The organism is Providencia sp. TYF-12 (assembly GCF_041344805.1).
GTDB classification, from domain to species: Bacteria; Pseudomonadota; Gammaproteobacteria; order Enterobacterales; family Enterobacteriaceae; genus Providencia; species Providencia huashanensis.
In genome coordinates this window covers 3,072,811-3,097,241 of record NZ_CP166833.1, presented here as the reverse complement: position 1 = coordinate 3,097,241, position 24,431 = coordinate 3,072,811, and the positions used below count along the sequence as shown (strand labels likewise).

Sequence of the window (24,431 nt, the reverse complement as noted above, 5' to 3'; positions counted from 1 at the left end):
CATGGCAGGAAATGCATATTTAACTCGTATGCCAATCGGCATTGTCGGGGGTATTACTCGTCCTCGTGAATCGACGGTAGAAGCCGTTACACTGGACAATAAAAAGCCATTCTTAGGCTATGGGCTGGTGGGCAAATACGATTCAGACAAGTTTGTACCACTCCAAGAAGGTGACACGGCAGATAAAGTGAAAGGTATTTTAGTTCGCCCTTACCCAATCACGTCATTAACGGACTTAGCCCATTTAGGCATTACAGCTAACCAAGTGGCTGACAATCTCAAGCGAGGTTATATCTGCGTTAAAGCGACTGGCGGAAATGCGCTGAATGCGAAAAAAGGCGATCCGGTGTTTATTCGTGTTGCTGGTGGCACTGAAGCAAGTCCGATTGGTTCGTTTGTTTTAAAAGCTGATGCAACAGCAGAAAACACACCTCAGCTACCTAATGCTGAAATTATGGGGCCGGGTGAAGCTGACGGTCGCATTGAAATTGCTTACAACATCTAAGGGGTATTGAATGTTTACAGTTGATAGAGCAACCATCGACTCAGCCGGTGTATTTTTAGTTGGCGAATTAGAGCGGATGGATCAGACGTTAAACTTACCATTAGCGTCAGTAAAATGGACGCGAGATATGCCATTGCGCAGCGATATCTCGATTGCAGATGAAGTGTCTTCATTTACGAATACCGATTTTGCTAGTGTCGGTGGTCCAAATCCTAACGGTAAAAACTGGATGGGTAAAAAAGGTACCGCGATTGCTGGTATTGAACTAAGCATTGATCCAACCCGTAACAACTTGACGCCGTGGGCGCAGGAAGTGGGCTGGACAGTTTTAGAGTTGGCTTCTGCTCAGAAATTAGGGCGTCCTATCGATACCCAGAAATATGAAGGTATGAAGCTGAAATGGCAAATGGACACTGATGAGCAAGTGTATATCGGTGATTCTGAGCTGGGAGTACCAGGCTTACTCAATTTGCCAAGCGTGTCACCTGTTGCCGCTGCTGCGCCGTGGACAGCGACTACCGACCCTGATGTGATTGTGCAGGACATTAACTTGGTTCTAACTGATGCGTGGGTGCGTTCTGGTTATGCGGTCTGTCCGGGTAAAATTGGTTTAGCGCCTGAGCTTTTCGGTTTGCTGGCGAGTAAAAAAGTCTCTTCAGCAGGGAATATCTCCGTCTTGGAATACGTGAAAATTAACACCATTGCATTCCAAGAAAACGGTGAGCCATTAGAAATCGTTTCGATGAAGTTTGCTTCTAAGCGTGGTGCTGGTGGCGCTCATCGTATTGTTGCGTATACCCAAGACGAGAAGTATGTCCGCTTCCCAATGGTTCCATTGCTGAATACGCCACTTGAGTATCGCGGTATGCAACAGTTGACTGTTTACTACGGTAAATTAGGTCAAGTGGAAACGCCTTATTCAAATACCATCTCTTATTTGGATATTCCTGCCGCTTAATGCTGGCGGGGAAACCCGCCCTTTTATTGGAGTTACACGATGAAATATATCGTTGCTAAAGGTGCTAAATTAAGCTTTCCTGACGGCACTCATTTTGATTTGCTTGAAGGCATTCATGATAGCGCTGAATTTTCTAAGCAAGTGACAGAACACTGGGCGTTTTCAGCGTATGCGAAACCTCTTGATGAGTCTGAGCTACAAAAAGAAGAAGAAAGCAAAAACATGGGTGTAAAGATTAAATCGCTTGAAGATGAAATCATAGCCTTGAAAGCCATACTGAAAGAAAAAGACGATCTCATCGCGAGTCAGTCGGATGAAATCACCGCTCTGAAAGCGGCACCTACAGTGGAAACCAAAACAGATAAAAAACAGGGGGCTGCGGATGGCAAGAAACAGTCTTCTGCCGACAGTTGATAAATTCCGTACTGACTTCCCTGAATTCACCGATACCGCTAAATATCCCGATACCTCAATCAGTTTTTACTTAGGACTTGCTGATACTTTGCTTGACCAAGATAAGCATGGTGACCAGTTTGTTTATCTATCCGAACTGTTCACGGCTCATTACATGGAGTTAAAAGGGCGCTCACTGGCAGTCTCTGCTATGGGCGGTGGGGTGAATAGTTCAGGCGGCGGTGTTGTCTCATCTAAGTCGATTGATAAAGTTTCTGTGGGTTATGACACTTCCGGCACAGTTAACCCTGATGCTGGGTTTTGGAATAACACGGGTTACGGTCGAGAGTTCTATTGGTGGTGGTCAATGTTTGGCGCTGGTGGAAGGCAATTACTATGAGTGGCGTAAAGATAACTCGGGATAATGCGGATGCCATTTTGACGGCAATTAAAAAGCTATCAAACATGGATGTGTTGGTGGGTATTCCCGCTAACAAAGCACAGCGTGACGATGGTGAATACCTCAATAATGCTGAACTGGGCTATCTACAGTCAACGGGGGCAACAATCAGTATCGGTGGTGAAACGGTGACATTGCCACCTCGCCCGTTTCTCGATATGGGTATTGAAGATACACGAGATATCACTTCCAGCCATTTAGTTGCCGCTGCGGATTATGCCATAACAGGCAAATTTGAAGCAGCCCAACGGGAATTAGAACGAGCCGGTATGGTTGCCTCGAATGCAGCTAAAAAAGTTATCAGTGATGGTGATCGCCTTGAGCCACTTTCAGAAGCAACGCTACAGAAACGTAGAGCTAAAGGGATGGATGGTGAAAAGCCACTCTATGACACCAGTAGCTTACTTAAATCCATCACCTACCTTGTCAGAAATAAGGGGGAATAATGCCTTTACTCGATGTTAGCGAAATTTTGTTAGATCCTGATTTTGTCGATATGTCGCTGGTTTGCCATCGAAGCACTCAGGTAACTGATGATGATGGATTCACCAAAAATAGCACGCAAAACCTACCCTTTGCTGGTGTTGTGACCGTTGACCGTTCTCTCGAAGCAAAACGGATGGAAGCAGGGCAAGCCATTGGTGGTGCAATCTTAATTGTCACTCAGTTTCGTCTAACTCAAGGTTATCAAAGTGTTGACGCCGATATCGTCACGTATCAAGGGCGAAAGTATCGCGTTACATTTGTTGATCCCTATACAGCTTACGGGGCTGGATTTGTTCAGGCCCATTGCGAATTGATGGAGTTTGACGGAGGGCAGCCTATTGAGTAACGACAGCACTTCATCTGGATATTTAACTCCGGTAGGGGCAATGCCCGATTACGATGAAGAACTGGAACGTCAAATCAGTCGATGGATAAGAGCGGTTTCAGGGCTTCCGGCAAAAATGGTGCTGCCACGATGGACAGAAACGCAACCCAAAATACCTGCTGCAGGTACAAACTGGTGTGCATTTGGGATTATGGATTTTGATAATGAACATAGTCCTGCTGCTGTCCAGCTTTCCGAACACCATCATGAACAATGGTCACATGAAAGCATGCAAATCTTATGCTGCTTTTATGGCCCGCAAGGGCAACGCATAGCCACTCAGTTTCGTGATGGTTTGTTTGTTAGTCAGAATAACGCGGAACTATCTCGGGTTAACCTTTCTTATATCGACTGCGGTCGGATCCGACCCGCCCCTGAGCTTATCAACAATCAATGGGTAAGGCGTTACGACATTACCGTGACATTACGCCGCAAAGTCGTTCGTGAGTACGGCATTAAAACAATCGTAGACGCCCCCGTTAAATTCTTTGGAGAATAATCTATGCAGGGATTACCTGTTTCTAACATCGTCAATGTGACGGTGAATATGGCTGCGCGTGCTGCACAGTCTCGTAATTTTGGCTCCCTGCTTATTCTCGGGGCCAGTAACGTTATTGATGCGCATGAGCGTATTCGTCAATACAGTACACTCGATGCTGTTGTGGCAGATTTTGGGGTGGATTCACCTGAGTATAAAGCCGCTCAATTGTACTATTCACAGTCACCTCGCCCTATTGATCTCTTTGTCGGTAAATGGAACAAAACAGCCACGCTGGCGGTATTACGTGGTGCGATACTGACGAAAACAGAACAAGCGATGGCCAACTTTAACACTATTGCGGATGGCTCGTTTAATATCACGGTAGCCGGCAAAGAAACGACGGTTATCGGTGTAGACTTAACCAAGGAAACCAACCTTAACGGGGTTGCTGAGCGAGTCTCCGAAAAACTGACCGATGCAGAGGTTGTCTGGACAGGTGAACGCTTCACCATCACGCTCACCAAAACGGGGGAGCTTGGTTACTTTTCGACGGGTTCAGCCGGAACTTACCTTGGTGGCTTGATGAAGTGTGATGAAAGCACAGGTGCGTTGATTGTCTCACCTCAAAAACCTGAAACTGCGTTAGAAGCCGTAGTAAAAATGGCAGATATTTCCGGTGCGTGGTATGGCTTAGTGATCGCTGATGAAAGCCTGACGGATGATGATGTGCTGGCGATTGCGGATTATATCGAAGCCGAATCACTGTCGCGAGTTTACGGCCACACAGTCATGAAAACGACGGTTCTTGATGCAGATGTTGATACTGACATTGGCTCAAAACTCAAAGCGGCTAAGTATTCGCGTACGTTCTGGCAGTATACGTCCAGCAAACCTTATGCAGTCGCTTCCTTATTTGGTCGTATGTTTACGGTCAATTTCAATGGTAACAACACCACGATCACCCTGAAGTTCAAACAAGAGCCTACCGTGACGGCTGAAACACTCACTGTTTCGCAAGCAAAAGCTATTAACGCCAAAAGCGGTAACGTGTTTGTAAATTACAACAATGACACCGCCATTATCCAAGAAGGGGTCATGGCTAACGGTGATTTCATTGATGAGCGCCACGGGCTTGATTGGTTGCAAAACTACGTGCAAACCAACTTGTTTAACTTGCTCTACACACGCACAACCAAAATACCGCAAACGGATGAAGGTGTGACGTCACTGATCACTAATGTTGAGCAATCACTCGACCAAGCGGCAACAAATGGGTTAGTTGCTCCTGGTGTATGGAATGGTGATGAATTTGGTGCATTAACGACAGGTGCGATGCTAACCAAAGGAAGCTATATCTATGCACCACCAGTTGCAACGCAAGCCCAGTCTGACCGAGAAGCACGTAAAGCGCCTGTATTGCAATGTGCTATCAAGCTTGCCGGTGCTATTCATTACAGCGACATTATTATCAACGTGAATCGATAGGTGACTCATGTCTAATACATATTCTTTTATGGATGTATCTGCCTCCATTGCGGGGGTGGGTGGTTTATTTGAACTCGGCTACGGCGCAGCGGTTTCCGAAGAAGGGATCACCGTTTCAATGGCAGAAGATAAAAATACCATGACCATTGGTGCAGACGGTGAAGTTATGCATTCATTGCACGCAGGAAAAGGCGGTACGGTGACGGTTGTGTTACTCAAAACTAGCCCGACAAATGCTAAGCTAAACATGATGTATAACCTGCAGCAATTTTCCTCAGCAACATGGGGGAATAACGTGATCACTATTCGTAATAAAGTGAGCAATGACACCACAGTTTGCCGTTCGGTTGCGTTCAAGCGTATTCCCGATTGGCAGAATGCAAAAGTGGGTAATACCGTTTCTTGGGTATTTGACTGCGGTAAAATTGATACACAGCTAGGAGTCTTTTAATGGAATTCACAATCAACGGCAACACATACCGCTCAGGTAAGTTAAATGCGTTCCAACAACAAGATTTAGCCTTTGCGCTGGTTCCTGCGTTTGGTGCGTTGGCGCCACTTTTAAAGGGTAAAGGAAAAAGCTTCAGCCAAGATAATTTAACGGATGTGTTACCGGCTATTTCCGAGGCGGTTCGTGCGCTGGGTAAAAAAGAACGTGCTGAAATTAATGATATTTGTCTCTCCGTTGTTAGCCGTAAATCAGGGGACACATGGTCCGCAATTTATGCTAACGAGCAGTTGATGTATGACGATATCAACGGTATTGATCTGTTTAAAATTGTTGGCCATGTTATTCAGGAATCCCTTAGCAGTTTTTTTCCTATCCCAGCCGTGACCGACGAGTCAATCTAACAAACTCTCTTCGACTCGAAACTTTACCGGATGGTCGTTACTTTCTGATGCGACCAGTCGGTAAAGGGATGTGTAAGTATGAATCATTATTGGATGGCACTATATCCCTTGGGGATATCGCTCGAATGAATGATTTTCTGGATGTCGAAGCCGAAAACGAGGCGTTAATCGAAAGGTACCGTAATGAGCAATAACGTTGAAACAATGCGTGATTTTCTTGTTTCGCTCGGCTTTGACGTCGATGAATCAGGGGCGAAAAAATTCTCTTCGGTATTAGGTGAGATTACTTCAACGGCATTTAAAGCGGGTGCGGCGGTAGAGGGATTAGCCGCTGTCATTATTGGTTTTACTGCGCAGATATCGAAAGGGTTAGATGATTTATATTGGCAAGCACAGCGAACCGGTGCGACAGCCAATAGTATCAAATCATTGGGTTATGCGGTTAAACAGGCTGGTGGTGATATCAATGGGTTTAATCAATCTGTTGAGCGTTTGGGGGCATTTTTACGTAATACACCAGGAGGCGAGGGTTTTCTAAAAAACATCGGGGTGCAAACTCGTGATGCAAATGGAAACCTCCGTGATACCGCTTCACTGGTTGCATTAGTGGGTGATCGGTTATCGAAAATGCCCATGTATCGCGCGACTGCGTTCGGGCAAGCGTTGGGTATTGACGAAAACACTTTACTGGCCATGCGCCGTGGTTTACATGGATATTCTTCTGAATACACCATGATGATGAAAGCCATCGGTTATAACCCTGACCTTGCAGCGAAGCAAGGGAATGCGTTTATGACTCAATTCTCAAAACTGACTGCAGCGATGGGGATCGGTAAGGATAAAATTGGTGGTGAGCTGGCAAGGGTACTGACACCCAGTATTGCGCGATTCACTGAATTACTGGTTAAAAATTTCCCAACAATTGAAAAAATCATCCTAAAAATTGTTAACGCTATTTTGACGTTAACGGAAATACTCAATCACCTTGTGTATCGAGCTGCAAAGGGAATACGGGATTTAATTGGCTGGTGGCATGCGCTTGATGATTCCAGTAAAGGACTGATTAAAACGTTTGGTCTCGTGCTGGCGGCTTGGTGGGCGTTAAATAAAGGCTTTCTCACCTCTCCAATCGGATTAATGATTGCCGCATTAACGGCCTTGTTCTTATTGTGGGATGACTACCAAACATGGAAAGAAGGCGGCAAATCAGCCATTGATTGGTCGGAGTGGGAAGGTACGATTGAAGCGGCTGAAAAAGGAATTAATGATATATGGAAAGGTGTTAGTGATTTCGTTGAAATGGTTGGCGGCTGGGAAACTGTACTGTGGGGATTTGCTGTCTTTTTAGGCGGTAAATGGCTAGCCAGCATTTTAGGCTCATTAGGTAAAGTTGGCGGAGCTGCAACAGGTTTATTAGCCAGTTTAAACAAAATGGTACCTATCATTAGTGGATTAATGGCTGCTTACTATCTTTGGGAAAATAAAGAAGATATCGCTCAAGGTATTGAAGAGTCATTTGATTACACTGTGCGTCATCTAAAACGCAGTATAGGAGGTGTTTTTGAATCATTAGGTATCGATCATCCTTGGGCAAGTCGCCATCAAGGGGGAGAAATCACTAAAGATAACGCAGATATCCCTACAGGTGACAAAATAAGAGATGACTTAGCTGCAAGAGTACAAAAAGGTGAAATTAGCCTTGAAGTTGCAAATTCACTTATGAAAAACCGCAAATCTACTGCCGGATTGGTTGCGAATCAAATTTCTAGTTCAGGCGGCTTATCCTTTGCTGGAACAAAAGCGCCAAAGGGCATTCGAAACAATAACCCGCTTAATTTGGTTTACGCTAAACAACGAGGGGCCGCGAAAGAAAATGGCAGTATTTTTGCTACCTTTGGATCCGCTTATGATGGGATTAGGGCCAATGTTAAACAGCTTATGATGTATTACAACGGTACCTCTCAAGCCGCTGGATATCAAAAGCTACAAACAGTCGAAGATATCATCAAGTTTTGGGCGCCTAAAAATCATAAAGGTAACGATACGGAAGCTTATATAAAACGGGTTAGCAAAGAGCTTGGGATAAAACGCAATCAAAAACTTGATTTAAATGATCCTGATGTTATGCACCAACTTATTCGAGCTATGTCACTCGTTGAAAATGATGGTCAGTTCCCGTATTCAAAAGAATTGGTCACAGCTGCTATTACGGGTACTCCTGACCCAACAATAAAACCATCCGCGCCGATAAATATCAACACGGAAAGCATGAGTCGCGCGGCATCAAACCTTGGCAGCATGGGGCAATCAGGGCAGTTTGTGCCTGAGTATCTCATTCGCAATGACTCTAATTCATCTAAGCAGGTATCAATTAGTCCTATATATAATATCAATGTGACAGGAGGGCAGTCACCGTATGAGACAGCCACATTAACGGGTGAGAGTGTTGGGCGACAAAATCAGATATTGGTACGCAACTTAGAAAACAAGGTGGGTTAATGGATATTTTAGGTACGCTGTTTTCTCAAGGCACTCGAAAAATCGGCATGATAGTCCCCAGCGTGGTGATATCAGAAAAGCACTCTGACAGCTCAGAAATTACCGAACATCCTGTTCAAGTTCCGGGAGGCGAAGGGTTTACAGTTAGTGATCACACTTTCGATAGACCCTCAGAAGTTGTGATGGAAATTGGCTTTGCTGGTGGCGGTTCGCTAATCGATGGCTTCGACACCTCCACGATGTTTGATGTTTCTACGGGGCTAAAGCTGGGTAGCAGCCCCCGCGAAATCTATCAGCAATTATTAGACCTTCGGGCAACTAAGCAGCCTTTTGATGTTATCACTGGTAAACGTGATTACAAAAATATGCTTATCCGAGCGATTGAAGTTACAACGGAAAAAACCAGTGAAAACGTCCTTATGGTCACTTTGACATTAAGGCAGGTGACCATTGTTGAGACTAAAAGTAAAAATGTAGCCCCTCTAAAAAATCAGAAAATGCCAGAAGTGACTAGCGGGACTGTTGACAGAGGTACGGTAACACCTAAGCCAGTAAATCAGAGCGCATTAGAAACAATATTAAATATTATTCGTTAGGTAAACATGATGGATATTTTAGAGATACCACTATCAAATAAAAACCAAGAATTTGATATTCAACTTGGTAACAAAACATACCACCTGAGAATGACATTTAGAGAATATTGCGGATGGGTATTGGATGTTATGACTCAATCTAAAGAAGAAATTCTTTCAGGTATTCCTCTAGTTCATGGTGTTGATATTTTTGAACGGTATAGATACTTAGGGCTAGATGGAATGCTTTTCTTTTATTGCGATAAGCCTGAACTAGAGTTAGAACTCAATGAAATAGGCAAGGGAAATAGGTTATACTTCATGCAAGGCTCATAGATAAACGAGGAACTAGATGCGACACACACTGCTAATGCTGGTCTTATTGCCATTCTATTCACTGGCGTTCGATGGCTGGATGATTGATGAAAATTACAACATGTCAGCTAAAGATGGTCGTTACCTTTGTTTTGTTAGATCTTTGCCACATGAAATCATCAATATGGATGAGCTATTGAAAACTGATGTAATAGCTTTCGCAGATGTGACTATAACATCTATTAATGATGATGGGAAAAATGTGCATTTTAGCTTGAGTGAAAGCGATGAAAATAAACGTAGAAATATGAATTTGCCTTTTATTAGAGCTGATGGATATACCGCTGGCTATGGCATAACAAAAGAAAAAAATGAAACCAATAATATTTATGGCATGACAGTTGATAAGCATTACGGACCTATGATTATTGTAAGAGAAAATAAAGGTTTTAATTTTTTAATTTCAGACTGTAAAACGTATCTAGGTAAGTAATAAGTATTTTCTAGTTTAGCCGCCTAGCGCGGCTTTTTTTTATGCCAAAAATCGGAGTCTACATGTCAAAAAACTGGATCCGTGAGTGTCAGATTATCGTTGCTGACAGCGACGGTAAGGGCATCGATTTATCTGAGTTGAGGGTCACATTTAATATCACTCGACCTAATTTCGCTTATCCAACAACGGCGATTGTTAAAGTTTTTAATTTAAATAAAGAAACTGAAAATAAACTGCGTCAGTACGAATTTAAGCAAATAGTGATAGTTGCTGGTTATAAAGATAACAGTAGCCAAATATTTTCTGGTCAGATCCAATATACCTATTCTGGTCGTGACAGTGTGACAGATACCTATGTAGTCATTCAGTCAGCGGAAAGCGATCAGGCATATAATAACGCGATAGTGTCTACCACAATTGCTAGCGGATACACACAGGACACGATTGATAAAGCACTGATGAAAAGTGTTGAAAAATACGGTGTGCTGGCGGGTATGCGAGGTGAATTCACTGATACGGTGGCGCCACGGGGAAAGGTGTTGTTTGGTATGCACCGTGATGAAATGACTCGTTTTGCGGCGCAGAACGACGCGGATTGGCGTTATTCCAGCAATAGCCTTGAAGTTGTACCAAAGTCTAATTACATCAATGAAATCATATTGAATTATGAGACTGGTCTTGTTGGAACTCCGGAGCAAACTATTGGTGGCGGTATCAATGTGACCTGCATGATAAATCCGAACATTAAGCCCGGAACATTAATTCAATTGGATAATTCAGGCATTAATTTAGCCGGCTTATCGAATAAAGAAATCGGGTTATATGGTAGTCACGACGGCACAACAGAACAACCGTCACCACTTGATATTGATGGTGAATATAAAGTTATCAATGTGAGCTATTACGGTGATACACGAGGCAATACGTGGTACCAGGAGTTAATTTGTATAGCCCGTTCTGTTGAAACTAAGCTAAGTCCATCGGCAATACAAGCAATGGCGGTAGAAGAATGATCACCAATGATGAACGAATAGGGCGCCCAGAAGCGCCTTTTTTATTGATGAAAGAAAGCGTGATGTCAGGGTTGTTTGTTGCGCTGCCTTGTATTGTGCAGTCATTTAACCCTGATGCGGTAACGATTGAAGCGCAGCCGGCTATTAAGTGGCGAATCAATGAAGATGGTATTGATAAAACAGTCCCGCTTCCCTTGCTGGTGGATGTACCGGTTATTTTTCCTCGAGGAGGAGGGGCAACATTAACCTTTCCAATTAAAACTGGGGATGAGTGTTTGGTTATCTTTGCTGACCGCTGTATTGATTATTGGTGGCAAAGTGGTGGCGTGCAGGAAGCGGTAGACCCCCGAAAGCATAATTTATCAGATGGATTCGCATTAGTTGGCCCACAGTCACAAGCGCAAAAAATTAGCGGAATTAGTACCTCTGAAGTTCAGCTACGAAGTGATGACGGTAGTGCGTATGTTGCTATTAATGCGGGAAGTAAAGACGTGACCGTTATTACCCCTGCCAAACTAACCGCAACAGCAAAAGGTAGTACCGAAATCAACTCACCAGAAATTGTGTTAAACGGTAATGTCACAATTAACGGCAATTTATCACAAGGTATGGGAGAGAGTGGCGGTGAAGCCAATATGAATGGACCTGTTACTGTGAAAAATGATGTTACGGCTGGTGGCATAAGCTTAACTAAACACAAGCACGGTGGTGTTCAAACTGGTGGTGGCAACACAGGAGAGCCTAAGTAATGCAATATCGCAAAGAAGACGATGGTGATTATACCTTCGGCTCAAACCAATTCCTTATTAACACCCCAGAAACGGTAGCTCAAGCGGTAAAAAGTCGCTTGAGACTTTGGTTAGAGGAATGGTTTCTTGATGATCGCATTGGTACACCTCATGCTCAAAAAGGGCTAGGGAAGCATGTTGCTCAAGGTTATGCGCTCTCGATAAAAGAAATCATTCAAGGTACGCAGGGAGTGGTGAAAATCCTCGATTTTGGTGTGGATCTTAATACATCAACACGAAAGGTAACTATCACAGCAATGATAGAAACCCTGTACGGCACAACGAGCATTAAAAGTGAGGGCTAATGTTAAATATCGAAACGGTTGGACTTGCGCCGGTGATAACAGAAAAAGGGATCACCTCACCCGATTACCCAACTATACTTCAGCGGCTTCAAGATTTATTTCGGCAAATATATGGTAATGATGTTTATCTTGAGCCTGATAGTAAAGATGGTCAGATGTTAGCAATCTATGCGCTGGCAATTCAGGATGCGAATAATGCGGCCGTAACGGCCTATAACTCATTTAGCCCGTCAACGTCTACAGGACAAGCGCTATCAAATAATGTGGCCATTAATGGGTTATCACGTAACCCTCAATCAAATTCAACGGTTGATGTGTTAATTACAGGTCAAGTTGGTACAGTGATTAGTGATGGGACAGTGAAAGACGTATCAGGCAATATTTGGTCACTTCCCGAATCAGTTGTGATAGGTACACATGGTGATGTTACCGTGACAGCGATTAATCAAAAGGCAGGGGCTATTATTGCGTTACCGGGGGAGGTTAATCAAATTGGTACGCCAACCCGGGGCTGGCAATCAGTCACTAATATCGCAACAGCAACCCCTGGTCGAAAAGTGGAAACCGATGGCGACTTGCGTATTCGTCGTAGTAAGTCTGTTGCCTTGCCTTCACGAACTGTACTCGATGGTGTGATTGGTTCAGTGAGCCAAATAGTCGGCGTTGCTAGATTAGCGGCATTTGAGAATGATACAAGTTTGACAGATAGTAGAGGTATTTCCCCTCACTCTATTGCATTGATTGTGGATGGTGGCGATGCAAAAACAATCGCTGAGGTTATTGCACTAAAGAAAACGCCCGGAACAGGTACGTTTGGAAATATAGAAACTATTGTGACAAATCACTATGGCGTGACGTTACCCATTCGCTTTAGTCGACCTGAAAGTGTGCCTATATTTGTTAAAATAACACTTGAGGCTTTTGAGGGATACACAACATTAGTTGGCGATAAAATTAAAAAGGCAGTGGCTGAATACTTAAATAATCTTGAGATTGGCACTGATATTTATCGTACTAAGCTATTTTCACCAGCAAACCTGCAGTCAGACCCAGAAGGTGGTACTTTCTATATTTCAAAACTCGAAATAGGGCTGTCTGCTGGTGGTGTCACTGAAAATAACATTACCCTGAAATATCACCAGTTCGCGACTAGTAACATTGAACATGTGGAGATAGTGACAACATGAGAAATTATCTCAAACTGGTCACCTCTCAACACCGAGTCGCCAATAAATTTTGCAATCACATCAATCTAATCACTAAATCCCTAGCTGAAACAGCCAGTTTTGCTCGACAATTAAATGATTATTTTTCGTTGGATGACGCTGTAGGTGTTCAGCTAGATATCATTGGTGAGTGGGTTGGTATATCCCGATACATACAGACGCCAATTGCAGGGGTGTATTTTGCATTAGATAGTGACGGAGTCGGTCTTGATGAGGGTTTTTGGCAGCGTGCTTTCGACTCTGATAGTGGGTTTACTGAACTAGATGATGAAACGTACCGAACTATAATTAGAGTTAAAATTAAGGCTAATCATTGGGATGGCACAACTGAATCATTGATGGATATTTATGATTCACTTCTTCCTGATAAAGATACCAAATTATTTTTTATCGATAACTTAGATATGAGCATGGATGTATTTATTACAGGCTCTTATGTCGATAACGTTACTAAGGCGATTGTTAAGCAAGGCTATCTCGGTGTTAAGCCCGAAGGTGTTCAAGTTAATCATTATTACATCAATTCTGTTCCTAAATCCCCCATGTTTGGATTCGACATATCCAATAACTACATAGCCGGCTTCGATATAGGCGGCTTTGCGGTTCCACTTTAAGAGGTCTTATGGCTAAGAATGAATTTCTGCCTTTCGGTATAGCCGAAGGGGCAAACGTGCTTTCAAATCAGGAGTACGAACGGCTCGCGGCTCGTTTTAATGGCTTTATTAGCGGCGTGGCCAAATCAAAAGAGCTTAATACAGTCTGGCGACAGTCGTCTGTTATGTCTAGCGCGTTAGCTCAATTTATTGTTGATTCGGACAATAAAGATTTGCTTGATAATGGTGATGTTGCCAGTATTAAAAATCGCTTAGTTGCAGCGATTAAGCAAACCATTTCAGGGGTAGGGTATGTTACTACCGCTGCAATGAATTTAGAGCTTAATAAAAAATTCGATAAGGCGAACATTTCAGGTCAGAAAGGCAACGATAACGACAAAGTCCCTAGTCTGAATTTGTTTACTACAGAAATTGGTAAGCTTGCAGTAATTGGGTACAGCTATTCAAAAACTGAATCAGACGGCAGATATCAACCTAAAGGAAATTATGCCCCTGCGGGCGACTACGCAACCAATGCAGCATTAAACAACGGGCTTAATGGGAAGTTTGATAAATCTGGGGGGATTCTGACGGGGGGGATTACTGTTGGTGGGAATGTAAATAGTACAGGCGATGTAATACAGCTTAGTAGCTCAAAAACTGAAACTATGATTCAAATTGATGCAAATACAAATACACCACGCATCAACAGCAAGCTAAAGGGGGCAAGTACTTGGCGGAATCACTCGCTACAAGATAAGTCAGGCACACTTGCTCACACAAGTGATATTGATTCAGCGATTGGATCGCTCAATAAAATAGTGCCTGTTGGGGCGACTCTCATTTGGAATACATCCGCACCAATACCCGAAAATTTTTGGGCTAATGAGGGACGTTCTTTTTCAGCCACTGATTATCCAGAACTCGCAAAAGTATTTCCATCATTGAAATTACCTGATGACCGTGGGTACGCAATCCGAGCGGCAGATAACGGCAGAGGAAAAGACCAAGGGCGCACAGTTGGAACATATCAAGAAGATGCAATGATGAACCTTACGGGGCAATTTACTGCGCGTACAGATAGCGCTGGGGTAGCGACTGGTGTGTTTACGAAAGGTAGCTCGAGTCAGACCATGTCACAAGGGAACAATAACATACTCGGAACAGTTTCATTTAATGCATCAAATCAAGTTCCTACAGCAAACGAATTTCGCATGAAAAACGTGGCAAAAATTTTAATTACGAGAATGAAATAATGAAATACACAACTGAAATTCAAAAAGCACAATTGGACGAGCAAGGTTTAGCGACCGTAGCGGGATGGGTCGAAATCTATCTATGTGATTCAGTGACTCGTGAATATACTCGCGCATCATTAGATAATGTCCCGTTCGGTGGTTCAGTCGTCGCTGATGCTTACTTAGACAAGCCAGAAATTCCGACTAAATCAGGCATTGCTATTATTCGCAGTGACGACGAAAAATCATGGTTACAGGTTTCTGACTATCGCGGGAAAATTGCTTACAGTACGGAAAACGGTCAACCGATTGCAATTGATTTCATTGGCGATTTACCCGATACGCTAACTCTTTTAGAGCCGAAAACAGAATTTGATAAGTGGAACGGCAAAAAATGGGTGACAGATACTGAAGCCCAAAAAGCTATGTTAGTCGAACAAGCAGAACAGGAAAAAACTCAGCGGTTAGAAGAGGCAGAGCAAAATATCTTAATGCTTGAGCGCAAAGTGCGTTTAGGAATGGCAACCGATGAAGAAATTGAACTTCTTAGGCAGTGGGAAATTTACAGCATCAAAGCCTCTGATATAGATACATCAATAGCGCCAGATATTGACTGGCCTAAAAAACCTTAACTCCCACCAAAAATAAAGCCGCTGTAAAAAGCGGCTTCTCATCACACCCAATGTCATAAGATTGCCATTCTAATTATACAACGATACAAGAAAATAATGTGTCCATCGCTGTGTCCATTAATGTGTTTCTTGCTATTTTAACTCATTAAAACTTTATATTAATCAATAAGTGGGGTGGGTTTACCATTGTCATCAATAGCGACGAAATTAAACTGGCCATGGATCACTTCTTCACGACCTTCAGAATACATATCTTCTAAAAAGATAGAGACATTGACTGTTAGACTGGTTCTACCAACTCGAATGACTTTGCCAACGAGTTCTACAATGGTTCCCGAAGGAATTGGATGGGTAAAGTTGATTTTTTCTGTTGAAACGGTGACAAGGCGTTTACGACTAAAACGCGTAGCAGTAATAAAGGAAACTTCATCCATCCAAGCGAGTGCAGTACCGCCAAACAAAGTACTATGGTGGTTAGTGGTGGTTGGGAACACGACTTTAGAGACGCGGGAAATTGATTGTTCAATTTTTTGTGCGATGACATCATCAGCAATGGAACTCATGGTTCAGCCTTACAGTTGTTACTTAGTGTATAAATAATGTTAAAAGGTAAGTGTAATACTCATTACAAATAAATTCATCTGTAAATGTGAAGTGAATCGTTCCAGTGACGTTTTTTTTGTTAATGAGAAAAATAATAAGGAAATCTTAAAGACCTATTATTTTATTAATATGCCTTTAAGATTATTGTGAGGTGGGTAACCTCTAATTATCTGAATATTCGGCACTCATACGAATAGCCTTTGCTTTATCCCCGCTTTTGACACAGGAAACAAGAAAAGCTTTCGATTCAGACCAAATGGTGGCTGAAAATTCGCCATCAATATCTTTTTCGATGGTAACTGGGTATGTTTTTACACCGTCGAGCCACTCTATCAGCCCTGATTTGCAGGTAGGGAAGTCATCTTTTGCGATTGAACCATCTAAAGAAGGTACCAATATAGACGGTTTATTATTTGCAGCAATCAGACTTTCTAGCTGTTCAACCGTATAATTTTTTTCACTAAATGCGACAGTACTGACCAGTGCAATAGCTATCCCTAATATTAACTTATTCATAATCACTCCATTTGAATTAAGTCTAGAATGTTAGTGAATAGAATTAGAATAGGCAACAAGAAAACCCTTAAAAAATATAAGGGTTTTCTTGGGGGATAATTAAATATTAGCTAAATCTGTACAGGCTAAATGGCTTAACATCTAACATAGGTTCTTTGCCGAGTAACAGGTCGGCTGTGATTTCTGACGAAACTGGGCTTTCTGTCATACCCCAGCCTGTTGCCGTATTAATTACCAGACCTGGGTACTCTTTGACTTGAGAAATGATAGGGTGCTCATCCGGCGCGATAGCCATTGCACCACTCCATTGGTCAATAAGTTTAGAATCTTTAAAGGCTGGGAATTCAGTTTTTAGTTTCTCAAATGAAGCATTTAATTCTGGTAAGTCTGGTAATGCAGTCATATTTCTGTGTTTTTCGAATGGTGAAACTTCATCCAATCTCCAGCTTGTTGGCTCTGTGAATGAATTAATCAATTGTTCATTCAAGGAAATATGAACAGGGAAATCAGGCATAGATAACAGAGGGATATATTTATAACCGTACACGAAAGAATCTTTAACAACAGGGGCAACGATCACTCGAGGTGACGTTGCGTAGGTGCCATCGGCTTGTTCACGGAAGAAAATATTACCCGGTAAAGCGACGTTACCACCAGGAGCCGTTGCGGAGCCAGAGATCAACTGCTGTGATTGATATGCAGGTAGGGTTGGGACATCAACACCTAGATTTTGCATAAATAGTCTAGACCAAACTCCGCCAGCAACAACAACACGGGAAGTTTTGATTGCCCCTTTTTCAGTCACAACATCAGAAATGACCCCAGCTTGTGTTTCTAAGCCACGCGCTGCACAGTTGGTGTAAATTTTAACCCCAATCTTTTTCGCATAATCAGCCATAACAAAAGCGGCTATTTCTGCATCTAGGCTACCAGAGTCTTCTTCAAAGCCAGCTATTTTCCAGTCTGATTGTGCGCCTTTCAAACGTTGATTTAACTCAGCGCCTTCAATGATACGTGTTTTGAAAGGAATATCTGAACCAACGTTTTTATTTCTACTGTCGATCCACTCTCTGACGTTAACTAAGTCTTCTTCATCGAGGGGAACTTCAACGCGACCTTGTGTGCGATAGCTGGTATCTGCGCCGACTTTAGCATTCATTTCTCTCCAACGTTGTTTAGCAATGTGATGGAGTAAGAATGTTTCATCAGGCATTTTATAGGTAATCACTTGGCCGTAGAAGCGTGAAGACTGCTCCCCAGCGATATTCCCTTTTTCAACTACCACAACATTTAAACCGCGCTCAACAAGGTTTATGGCGGTCATAATTCCTAGAATTCCAGCACCAATAACAACTACGTCAGCCTGCTGCGGTAACGCGCCTTCTGTTCCTTCTACAAAACCATATCTTGGTTTACCGGGAACAAACCTACCCTCACGAGTTAACATTGGAGTTAAAATTCCAGCACCAGCAGCAACGGTAACAACTGCACCACCGATAAGAAATTTTCTTCTAGTAATAGCCATCTTATTGAGTTCCTTGTATTGAATGAGTTTTAACAATTAATCAATGCTTCAATTAGTAATACTTATAATTGTAATTATATTTTTAATAATAATTATAAGTGTAAACTAGTTTGATGAATAATTAAAACTATTAATTAAATGTTAAAAAAATATTTAATTGTTTATTGCAAGGAGGTGGGGAGCCGATACTTTGTACATCCATTGAGGATGTTATCGGCGAGTTGACTGGATAAAAGGAAAAATAAAATGATTTTTAATTTGTTGATTTATAGGTTAAATATGGATTTTTCCTGTTAGGAATAAAGTGGCTTTACCTGTTAATCTCACGCGATTAGCCGTGAGTTCACAAAGCATAACACCACCTCGCGCTGAAAGTTGTTTACCAACTAACTGCAATTTATTTAACCGATTAGCCCACAATGGTGCTATTGCACAATGTGAGGTACCCGTTACTGGGTCCTCATTGACCCCTTTTGCAGGAGCAAAATAACGAGAAACGAAGTCATAACCCTGTTCAGCACTTTTAGCTGTAATAACTAATCCAGGTAGTGGAAGCTGCGATAATTTGAACAAATTAGGTTGGCAGGATTGGACTTGTTCCTCGTTTTCAAGGAAACATAAGTAACGGTCTTTTGCTATCCAAAGCTCTTGAAGTTCCACACCAAGGATCTCCTCTAATTGTGGATATTGCGTAGGTTCACTTTGTATAGAACTTAGGGCTGGGAAATCGAGGGTAAATCCTCGAGAGCTTGGTGTGATAGTTAATTCCCCTGAAAGAGACGTCAATGTGAGAGGGTTATTATTTTGTTTTAATACCTCGTTAAGTACAAAAGCGGCGGCCAATGTTGCATGACCACATAATTTAACTTCAACTTTTGGTGTAAACCAGCGGATATGGTGCCCGACTAAAAAAGCGGTTTCTGATAAATTAATTTCGGCTGCAATTGCAATTAACTTTTCATCCGGTAACCAGTCATCAAGTAAAACAATAGCGGCGGGGTTACCGTGAAAAAGCGTATCAGTAAAGGCATCAACATAATAAATTGGCAATGAAAGGCTCATTTTAGGCTTCCCTAATGGGCGAAAAGAGGATGAAAGAAGGGCAGTATAGCGTCTATTTTATTAAAAAATAATAAGCTAATTATGGTGAATGGTATTATAACGTGAGAAACCCGTTAGCTCTGTTAGCTAACGGGATTTGGTGATTAATACTTGTGATTAAGCATTAGCTTCGTTTTTATCGGCATTTTTCAACATTTTTCTGACAGGGATAATCAGTGCAGCTAAAACAATGGCACAGATCACCAGCGCAATAGAAACATGAGAGAATAACTCAGGCATAGAATCTAATTGGTCTTTGCGGATATTACCGCCCATGATACCAGCAGCAAGGTTACCTAATGCACTAGCACAGAACCATAAGCCCATGACTTGCCCACGCATTTTTTGTGGCGCTAATAGTGTCATTGTCGCAAGCCCAATAGGGCTTAAGCATAATTCACCCAATGTAAGCAGTAAAATGCTCGCTACTAACCAAAATGGGGATACACCGCTTTGAGTGGCGAGAACTTGGTTTGCGGCTACCATCATGATAGCAAAGCCAGCAGCAGCAAATAAAATACCAATCACAAATTTAGTCATGCTGCTTGGGTTCATGTTGCGTTTAGCTAACGAAGGCCAAAACCAACTAAATACCGGTGCTAACAGAATGATAAATAACGCGTTAATTGATTGGAACCAAATAGTAGGGATTTCGAAACTGCCCATTTGGCGGTCAGTATAGTCACGAGCAAAAATATTAAAAGAGGTTGGTTTTTGCTCAAATGCTGACCAGAAGAAGGCCGCTGCGACCAGTAAAATTAAACAGGCAATTAGGCGAGAACGTTCGCTGCTGTTTAAGCCCCCAAAGAAAAACATAAATAAGAAATAGAGACCCACACAAGCGGAAATTACATAAGCCGAGCTTTTGGCTATCATTGAAGCATTAAATGGGATCGTTCCGTTGTCGATTAATACGACAAGAATAGCTAACAGCACCATCGATAATGTAACCCACTTACCGACATTTTTGCGTTGAACAGTAGGGCGGTTCCATGTGGAATCGAGGCCGACTTCTTTATCATAACGGCGCATTTGTGGAATAGCGTAGAAGCGGAAGATAAGCAAAGCAATTAACATACCTACGCCACCAAGGCCAAAACCTATGTGCCAGCCATACTTTTCATGCAATGGGCCTATGATTAATGGGGCTATGAATGAACCCATGTTAATCCCCATATAAAATAGAGAGAAACCGCCATCACGGCGTGTATCTTCTTTCTTATATAAGGTACCGACCATAACGGTAATACAGGTTTTAAATAACCCGGTTCCCAAGACAATCAGTAATAAGCCTACGAAAAAGAAAGTATTGGTTAAAAAGGCGGACATTGCGATGGATAAGTGCCCAAATGCAATAATTAATGAGCCATACCATACCGCACGACGTTGCCCTAGCCAGTTATCAGCTAACCAGCCACCGGGTAATGACGTGATGTATACACCGCCAGCAAAAATCCCGACGATAGCGGAAGCTTGTTCAATGGGTAATTCCATTCCGCCTTGTAATAATGCCGCACTCATAAACAGGATAAGTAACGGACGAACACCATAAAAAGAAAAACGTTCCCACATTTCTGTGAGGAAAAGCGAACTCAATGGGTATGGATGCCCAAAAAAAGTTTTTGTTTTAGTCGCAGAATTATTCATCTGTGAACTCCCATAAATTATCTCTTGAGAGGTTGTGCATGATTTAAAACACCAAGCCGAGCGCTTGAGTGTCAATTATTATTGATATGTTAACTTTCAGTTCGGAAACATATTTTTAACATACATTATTATAGAATTGCCTATATACAGAATGAATTTATAGTAAAAGGCTATATTTTAAGGTGAAAATTCGATATAACTCTCATTTTTCACGATAAGGTAGGGGAAGATACAGGATTTTTGTTGACAATAAAAGAAAGATTTTTGAATCGGTTAAGTTGTTTAAAAACAATTGGTTATATTATTTCTGGTTAGGTTTTCACTCGGTAAGTCAGTAAAGCTTAGAAATCATCGGGTTTTTGTGCAATAAATAGCTTGTTAGTTACGGGTCTGAAGGTGATGCGCGTAAGTCATCGGACTGGCGCCTGATGACTAACCATGAATAGATTAAGTTGACGAGAACCAAAGCGGATGTGAAGAAAAATACCGCCCTAAAACCATAACTTGCTGCAACAAATGACCCCATTAAAGGCCCTGTCACATTGCCGACATCGCGCAGTGCTTGGTTATAGCTGAAAATTCGCCCGGTAACTTGGTGAGAAATGTTATAAATAATCAAGGTTTGCACTGCGGGTAAGAGCGCCGCATTTAAGGCTCCGAGCATAAATCGCAGAAAGCCTAATTCCCAATAACTCCCAACAAGGCCCATAGGAAATAGAATGAAGATAGAGGTACCTAGTGCCGCAAGTAAAACTTTTTCAGGGCCTATTCGGTCACTAAGCTTACCTAGCATCGGAGCGCTAATTAAAGCTGCTACGCCAGGTATAGAGGCAATAACCCCACTGACAAACGCGAGGTTTTCTAAAGAATGGGATAGGTCACGGACATAGAGGGTGATAACAGGGTTTATTGACCCCATAGCGGCTTGAATAATCATGGTGGTGAAAAACAAGCTAATCACTAGGTTTTTATTGCGTAATGAAGCAAAAACTTGTTTACCTGACAGTGCGTCTTTACGTGAAACAGGGGTGAAACGTTCCCGTACATAGAAAAGAGTGACAAAAAAGCAAATGAATAAGACGGTGGCGGTGATAAAAAATACTGGGCGTAGGCCATATTGGTCAGCAAGTAAGCCACCAATCAGTGGGCCAATCAGAGCCCCACTGACCGCACCTGTCGCGAGAACCCCCATTGCCCAACCACTTTTTTTCACTGGGACTTGAGTGGCGATCAGTGCGTTGGCATTGGGGACAAACCCACCTAGCAGGCCCAGTAATGCCCTTAAAGCCAGTAGTTGCCAAATATTTTGCGCAAAGCCAATTAATACCATCACGATAGCCATACCTAAGGCAGAACGTAATAACATTAATTTACGCCCTTTACGGTCGGACAAGCGCCCCCAAAATGGTGCCGCAATGGCTGAAAATAAGAAGGTAATACTGAAAACTGCGCCGGTCCATAAGTTCAACGAAGCATGGTCTTTGACACCGAGTTGCTCGATGTAAAGGGGGAGAAAAGGCATAATCAAGCTAAAGGCGGCACCGGTTAAAAAACACCCGAACCACACAACGTAGAGATTTCGTTTCCAATAGCCTGTTTTTCCTGTCATACATTGTCCTTCAGTATTGCTGGCTTCACTTAGTTGCCCCTTATACGACGAAATTTTAAAGGGGCTTCAAAGTGTCACCTAGCTGTAGGTCAAATTATTCAGGAGAAAGAATGAATTAAGGTAATGAACTACAGCTAAAAGTTAATGGTGTATTTTATCTAAATCCCCATACAAAGAAGATTCTCCTTCGGGACGCGTCTTGAAACGGCGGTGTAGCCACATATATTGCTCAGGCGCTCTAAGGATTTCTTTTTCAATGATTTGATTCATTTTTGTTGCCGTCGCAAGGTTATCTTCAATAGGGAAGTTATCTATAGCTGGCTGGATGATTAATTCGTAGCCTTTTGCATTCGGTAAACGCTTTGGCGTAAAAGGCACCACTAAAGGTGATGCAAGACGCAAAATAATTTGTGAACCATTGGTGGTCGCGGCATTTTTTACGGCAAATAATGGTGCAAAAGTACTGTTACGTGGGCCATAATCGTGATCAGGGGCATACCAGAGAATTTCCCCATTTTTTAAGTCACGCACCATTCCTTTCATATCTTTGCGGTCAAGCATGTATTTGTTAGAACGCAAGCGGCCACGAGTTTGCAGCCAATCGAGTAAATCATTGTCATTAGCCCGATACACACCGATCCCTGGGTTTAACATTCCAAAAGCCCGGGCACCAATCTCAAGAGTTAGGAAGTGCACACCAAGGGCGATAATCCCTCGGCCTGTTTCTCGTGCTGCGGCTGCATTTTCAGCCCCAATAACTTTAACCCAACGCTGGACTCGCCAATCAGGCCAAAACCATGCCATACCGGTTTCAAAAAGCCCCATACCGACTGATTCAAAATTTTTGTCGATACAGAGCTGCCTTTCTTTTAAGCTCATATCTGGAAAGCATAGCTCAAGATTGCGATCAGCAACTTGAACCCGTTTCTTTAAAAAGCGCATCGACAGTAGACCTAAACGAGTTCCCAGCCAATAAATAACGGGATAAGGCAATAAAACAAGCAGATATAAGATGCCAATACCCACCCATGTTAACCAGTAACGAGGGTGAAGAAAACGTTTTTGAAATTTTGGGGCTAATATCATGAGTATCCGAATATTTTAGTTAGTCATGGTTAATGAATAAAAAGACTAGGTTAAATTATATCAAATTATTCGTTTAAAGCGTTAACCGCCTGCATGGTACTCATTAACTCAGCTAAGTTACGTACCGCCATTTTTTCCATTACTCGCGAACGATGAACCTCAACGGTTCGTACAGAAACGCAGGCTGCCTCGGCAATTTCACGGTTAATCAAACCTTGCAAAACGTAGTGGCAAATGTCTTTCTCGCGGGGAGTGAGCGTCTCATAACGTTGTTTTAATAAATAACGTTCAGTTGCCTTTGTTGTTTGCGCCCGCGCTTGGTCAAGGGTTTTCGCCAGTAGTTGGCTATCTATCGGTTTTTGCAGGAAATCGACAGCCCCTAATTTAACTTGTTCCACTGCCATTGGAATATCGCCATGACCCGACAGAAATATGACCGCTAGCGTGCTTTGTTGCTCCCTAAGATACCGATGAACTTGCCGACCATCCAGTTTAGGCATACGCATATCCAACAAAACCACCCCTTCTTGATGAAGGGCTGCATTCTGAATAAATGTTTCGCTGTCATTCCACACGGTGACACTATAGCCAAGGGTTTCTAGTAAAAATTGGCAAGCATCGGTCACATCGGTGTCATCATCCACTAGATGAATAACTGGCAT

General features: G+C 42.5%; 30 protein-coding genes. 22 read left to right on the top strand and 8 right to left on the bottom strand.

Annotated elements, in window-relative coordinates:
- The first annotated feature begins 1 nt into the window (after position 1).
- From ABE954_RS14200 to ABE954_RS14095, 22 genes are all read left to right on the top strand, one after another.
- Positions 2-505, top strand: a complete 504-nt coding sequence (locus ABE954_RS14200; RefSeq protein ID WP_070926278.1) for a hypothetical protein — start codon at positions 2-4, stop codon at positions 503-505.
- A 10-nt stretch (positions 506-515) separates the two neighbouring features.
- Positions 516-1,463, top strand: a complete 948-nt coding sequence (locus tag ABE954_RS14195; protein ID WP_248468102.1) for a DUF2184 domain-containing protein — start codon at positions 516-518, stop codon at positions 1,461-1,463.
- A gap of 39 nt (positions 1,464-1,502) precedes the next feature.
- Positions 1,503-1,877: a hypothetical protein gene (locus ABE954_RS14190; RefSeq protein WP_371025500.1), complete on the top strand. Its 375-nt coding sequence runs from the start codon at positions 1,503-1,505 to the stop codon at positions 1,875-1,877.
- Positions 1,846-2,256, top strand: coding sequence for a DUF4054 domain-containing protein (locus ABE954_RS14185; RefSeq protein ID WP_105881000.1), 411 nt, complete (start codon positions 1,846-1,848; stop codon positions 2,254-2,256). The genes ABE954_RS14190 and ABE954_RS14185 overlap by 32 nt, the downstream gene beginning before the upstream one ends.
- Positions 2,253-2,762 carry a hypothetical protein gene (locus ABE954_RS14180; RefSeq protein WP_048606721.1) on the top strand — a complete coding sequence of 170 codons (510 nt, stop codon included), beginning with the start codon at positions 2,253-2,255 and terminating at the stop codon, positions 2,760-2,762. The genes ABE954_RS14185 and ABE954_RS14180 overlap by 4 nt, the downstream gene beginning before the upstream one ends.
- Positions 2,762-3,148, top strand: coding sequence for a hypothetical protein (locus tag ABE954_RS14175; RefSeq protein WP_048606723.1), 387 nt, complete (start codon positions 2,762-2,764; stop codon positions 3,146-3,148). The genes ABE954_RS14180 and ABE954_RS14175 overlap by 1 nt, the downstream gene beginning before the upstream one ends.
- Positions 3,141-3,686 (top strand): hypothetical protein, encoded by a 546-nt coding sequence (locus ABE954_RS14170; RefSeq protein WP_105881002.1) that lies wholly within the window; start codon positions 3,141-3,143, stop codon positions 3,684-3,686. Before ABE954_RS14175 ends, ABE954_RS14170 begins: the two co-directional genes overlap by 8 nt.
- A 3-nt stretch (positions 3,687-3,689) precedes the next feature.
- Entirely contained in the window at positions 3,690-5,153 is a 1,464-nt protein-coding gene (locus ABE954_RS14165) for a DUF3383 domain-containing protein (protein WP_371025499.1), read from the top strand.
- Between the two features lie 7 nt (positions 5,154-5,160).
- On the top strand, positions 5,161-5,604 hold the full coding sequence (locus ABE954_RS14160) for a DUF3277 family protein (RefSeq protein ID WP_226693594.1): 444 nt from the start codon (positions 5,161-5,163) through the stop codon (positions 5,602-5,604).
- Complete coding sequence (locus ABE954_RS14155) at positions 5,604-6,005, top strand: phage tail assembly chaperone (protein WP_281110488.1); 402 nt, start codon at positions 5,604-5,606, stop codon at positions 6,003-6,005. The genes ABE954_RS14160 and ABE954_RS14155 overlap by 1 nt, the downstream gene beginning before the upstream one ends.
- Positions 6,006-6,073: 68 nt before the next feature.
- Positions 6,074-6,199 carry a hypothetical protein gene (locus ABE954_RS14150; RefSeq protein WP_264188032.1) on the top strand — a complete coding sequence of 42 codons (126 nt, stop codon included), beginning with the start codon at positions 6,074-6,076 and terminating at the stop codon, positions 6,197-6,199.
- Positions 6,189-8,504, top strand: a complete 2,316-nt coding sequence (locus tag ABE954_RS14145; RefSeq protein ID WP_371025498.1) for a lytic transglycosylase catalytic — start codon at positions 6,189-6,191, stop codon at positions 8,502-8,504. Before ABE954_RS14150 ends, ABE954_RS14145 begins: the two co-directional genes overlap by 11 nt.
- Positions 8,504-9,100, top strand: a complete 597-nt coding sequence (locus ABE954_RS14140; RefSeq protein ID WP_371025497.1) for a phage baseplate protein — start codon at positions 8,504-8,506, stop codon at positions 9,098-9,100. The genes ABE954_RS14145 and ABE954_RS14140 overlap by 1 nt, the downstream gene beginning before the upstream one ends.
- A gap of 9 nt (positions 9,101-9,109) precedes the next feature.
- A complete protein-coding gene (locus tag ABE954_RS14135; RefSeq protein ID WP_371025496.1) occupies positions 9,110-9,415 on the top strand; it encodes a hypothetical protein in 306 nt (101 codons plus the stop codon).
- 79 nt (positions 9,416-9,494) lie between these two features.
- The gene (locus ABE954_RS14130) at positions 9,495-9,887 is read left to right on the top strand and encodes a hypothetical protein (RefSeq protein ID WP_371025495.1); all 393 of its coding nucleotides are present in this window, start codon (positions 9,495-9,497) and stop codon (positions 9,885-9,887) included.
- Between the two features lie 62 nt (positions 9,888-9,949).
- Complete coding sequence (locus ABE954_RS14125; RefSeq protein WP_371025494.1) at positions 9,950-10,900, top strand: hypothetical protein; 951 nt, start codon at positions 9,950-9,952, stop codon at positions 10,898-10,900.
- Positions 10,897-11,649, top strand: a complete 753-nt coding sequence (locus ABE954_RS14120) for a Gp138 family membrane-puncturing spike protein (protein WP_371025493.1) — start codon at positions 10,897-10,899, stop codon at positions 11,647-11,649. The genes ABE954_RS14125 and ABE954_RS14120 overlap by 4 nt, the downstream gene beginning before the upstream one ends.
- Positions 11,649-11,993, top strand: coding sequence for a hypothetical protein (locus ABE954_RS14115; protein WP_105881011.1), 345 nt, complete (start codon positions 11,649-11,651; stop codon positions 11,991-11,993). Before ABE954_RS14120 ends, ABE954_RS14115 begins: the two co-directional genes overlap by 1 nt.
- The gene (locus ABE954_RS14110) at positions 11,993-13,180 is read left to right on the top strand and encodes a baseplate J/gp47 family protein (RefSeq protein WP_371025492.1); all 1,188 of its coding nucleotides are present in this window, start codon (positions 11,993-11,995) and stop codon (positions 13,178-13,180) included. Before ABE954_RS14115 ends, ABE954_RS14110 begins: the two co-directional genes overlap by 1 nt.
- Positions 13,177-13,833: a DUF2612 domain-containing protein gene (locus tag ABE954_RS14105; RefSeq protein ID WP_371025491.1), complete on the top strand. Its 657-nt coding sequence runs from the start codon at positions 13,177-13,179 to the stop codon at positions 13,831-13,833. Before ABE954_RS14110 ends, ABE954_RS14105 begins: the two co-directional genes overlap by 4 nt.
- Positions 13,834-13,841: 8 nt before the next feature.
- Positions 13,842-15,068 (top strand): hypothetical protein, encoded by a 1,227-nt coding sequence (locus ABE954_RS14100; RefSeq protein ID WP_371025490.1) that lies wholly within the window; start codon positions 13,842-13,844, stop codon positions 15,066-15,068.
- Positions 15,068-15,682, top strand: coding sequence for a tail fiber assembly protein (locus tag ABE954_RS14095; RefSeq protein WP_371025489.1), 615 nt, complete (start codon positions 15,068-15,070; stop codon positions 15,680-15,682). Before ABE954_RS14100 ends, ABE954_RS14095 begins: the two co-directional genes overlap by 1 nt.
- A 158-nt stretch (positions 15,683-15,840) precedes the next feature.
- Here ABE954_RS14095 and ABE954_RS14090 read toward each other — a convergent pair whose 3' ends face one another.
- The 8 genes from ABE954_RS14090 to ttrR all read right to left on the bottom strand — a co-directional run bounded on the left by ABE954_RS14090 (position 15,841) and on the right by ttrR (position 24,431).
- Complete coding sequence (locus tag ABE954_RS14090) at positions 15,841-16,245, bottom strand: acyl-CoA thioesterase (protein ID WP_166685244.1); 405 nt, start codon at positions 16,243-16,245, stop codon at positions 15,841-15,843.
- A gap of 202 nt (positions 16,246-16,447) precedes the next feature.
- Entirely contained in the window at positions 16,448-16,801 is a 354-nt protein-coding gene (locus ABE954_RS14085; protein ID WP_042847982.1) for a hypothetical protein, read from the bottom strand.
- Positions 16,802-16,907: 106 nt separating this feature from the next.
- The gene (locus ABE954_RS14080; protein ID WP_042847981.1) at positions 16,908-18,326 is read right to left on the bottom strand and encodes an FAD-binding oxidoreductase; all 1,419 of its coding nucleotides are present in this window, start codon (positions 18,324-18,326) and stop codon (positions 16,908-16,910) included.
- A 273-nt stretch (positions 18,327-18,599) separates the two neighbouring features.
- Positions 18,600-19,388 (bottom strand): PhzF family phenazine biosynthesis protein, encoded by a 789-nt coding sequence (locus tag ABE954_RS14075; RefSeq protein WP_129466689.1) that lies wholly within the window; start codon positions 19,386-19,388, stop codon positions 18,600-18,602.
- 156 nt (positions 19,389-19,544) lie between these two features.
- Positions 19,545-21,074 carry a peptide MFS transporter gene (locus ABE954_RS14070; protein WP_042847979.1) on the bottom strand — a complete coding sequence of 510 codons (1,530 nt, stop codon included), beginning with the start codon at positions 21,072-21,074 and terminating at the stop codon, positions 19,545-19,547.
- A gap of 382 nt (positions 21,075-21,456) precedes the next feature.
- Positions 21,457-22,683, bottom strand: coding sequence for a multidrug efflux MFS transporter MdtG (mdtG, locus tag ABE954_RS14065; protein ID WP_042847978.1), 1,227 nt, complete (start codon positions 22,681-22,683; stop codon positions 21,457-21,459).
- A 141-nt stretch (positions 22,684-22,824) separates the two neighbouring features.
- Entirely contained in the window at positions 22,825-23,769 is a 945-nt protein-coding gene (locus tag ABE954_RS14060) for a Kdo(2)-lipid IV(A) acyltransferase (RefSeq protein WP_042847977.1), read from the bottom strand.
- A gap of 65 nt (positions 23,770-23,834) precedes the next feature.
- Positions 23,835-24,431 (bottom strand): tetrathionate respiration response regulator TtrR, encoded by a 597-nt coding sequence (gene ttrR, locus ABE954_RS14055; protein ID WP_048606760.1) that lies wholly within the window; start codon positions 24,429-24,431, stop codon positions 23,835-23,837.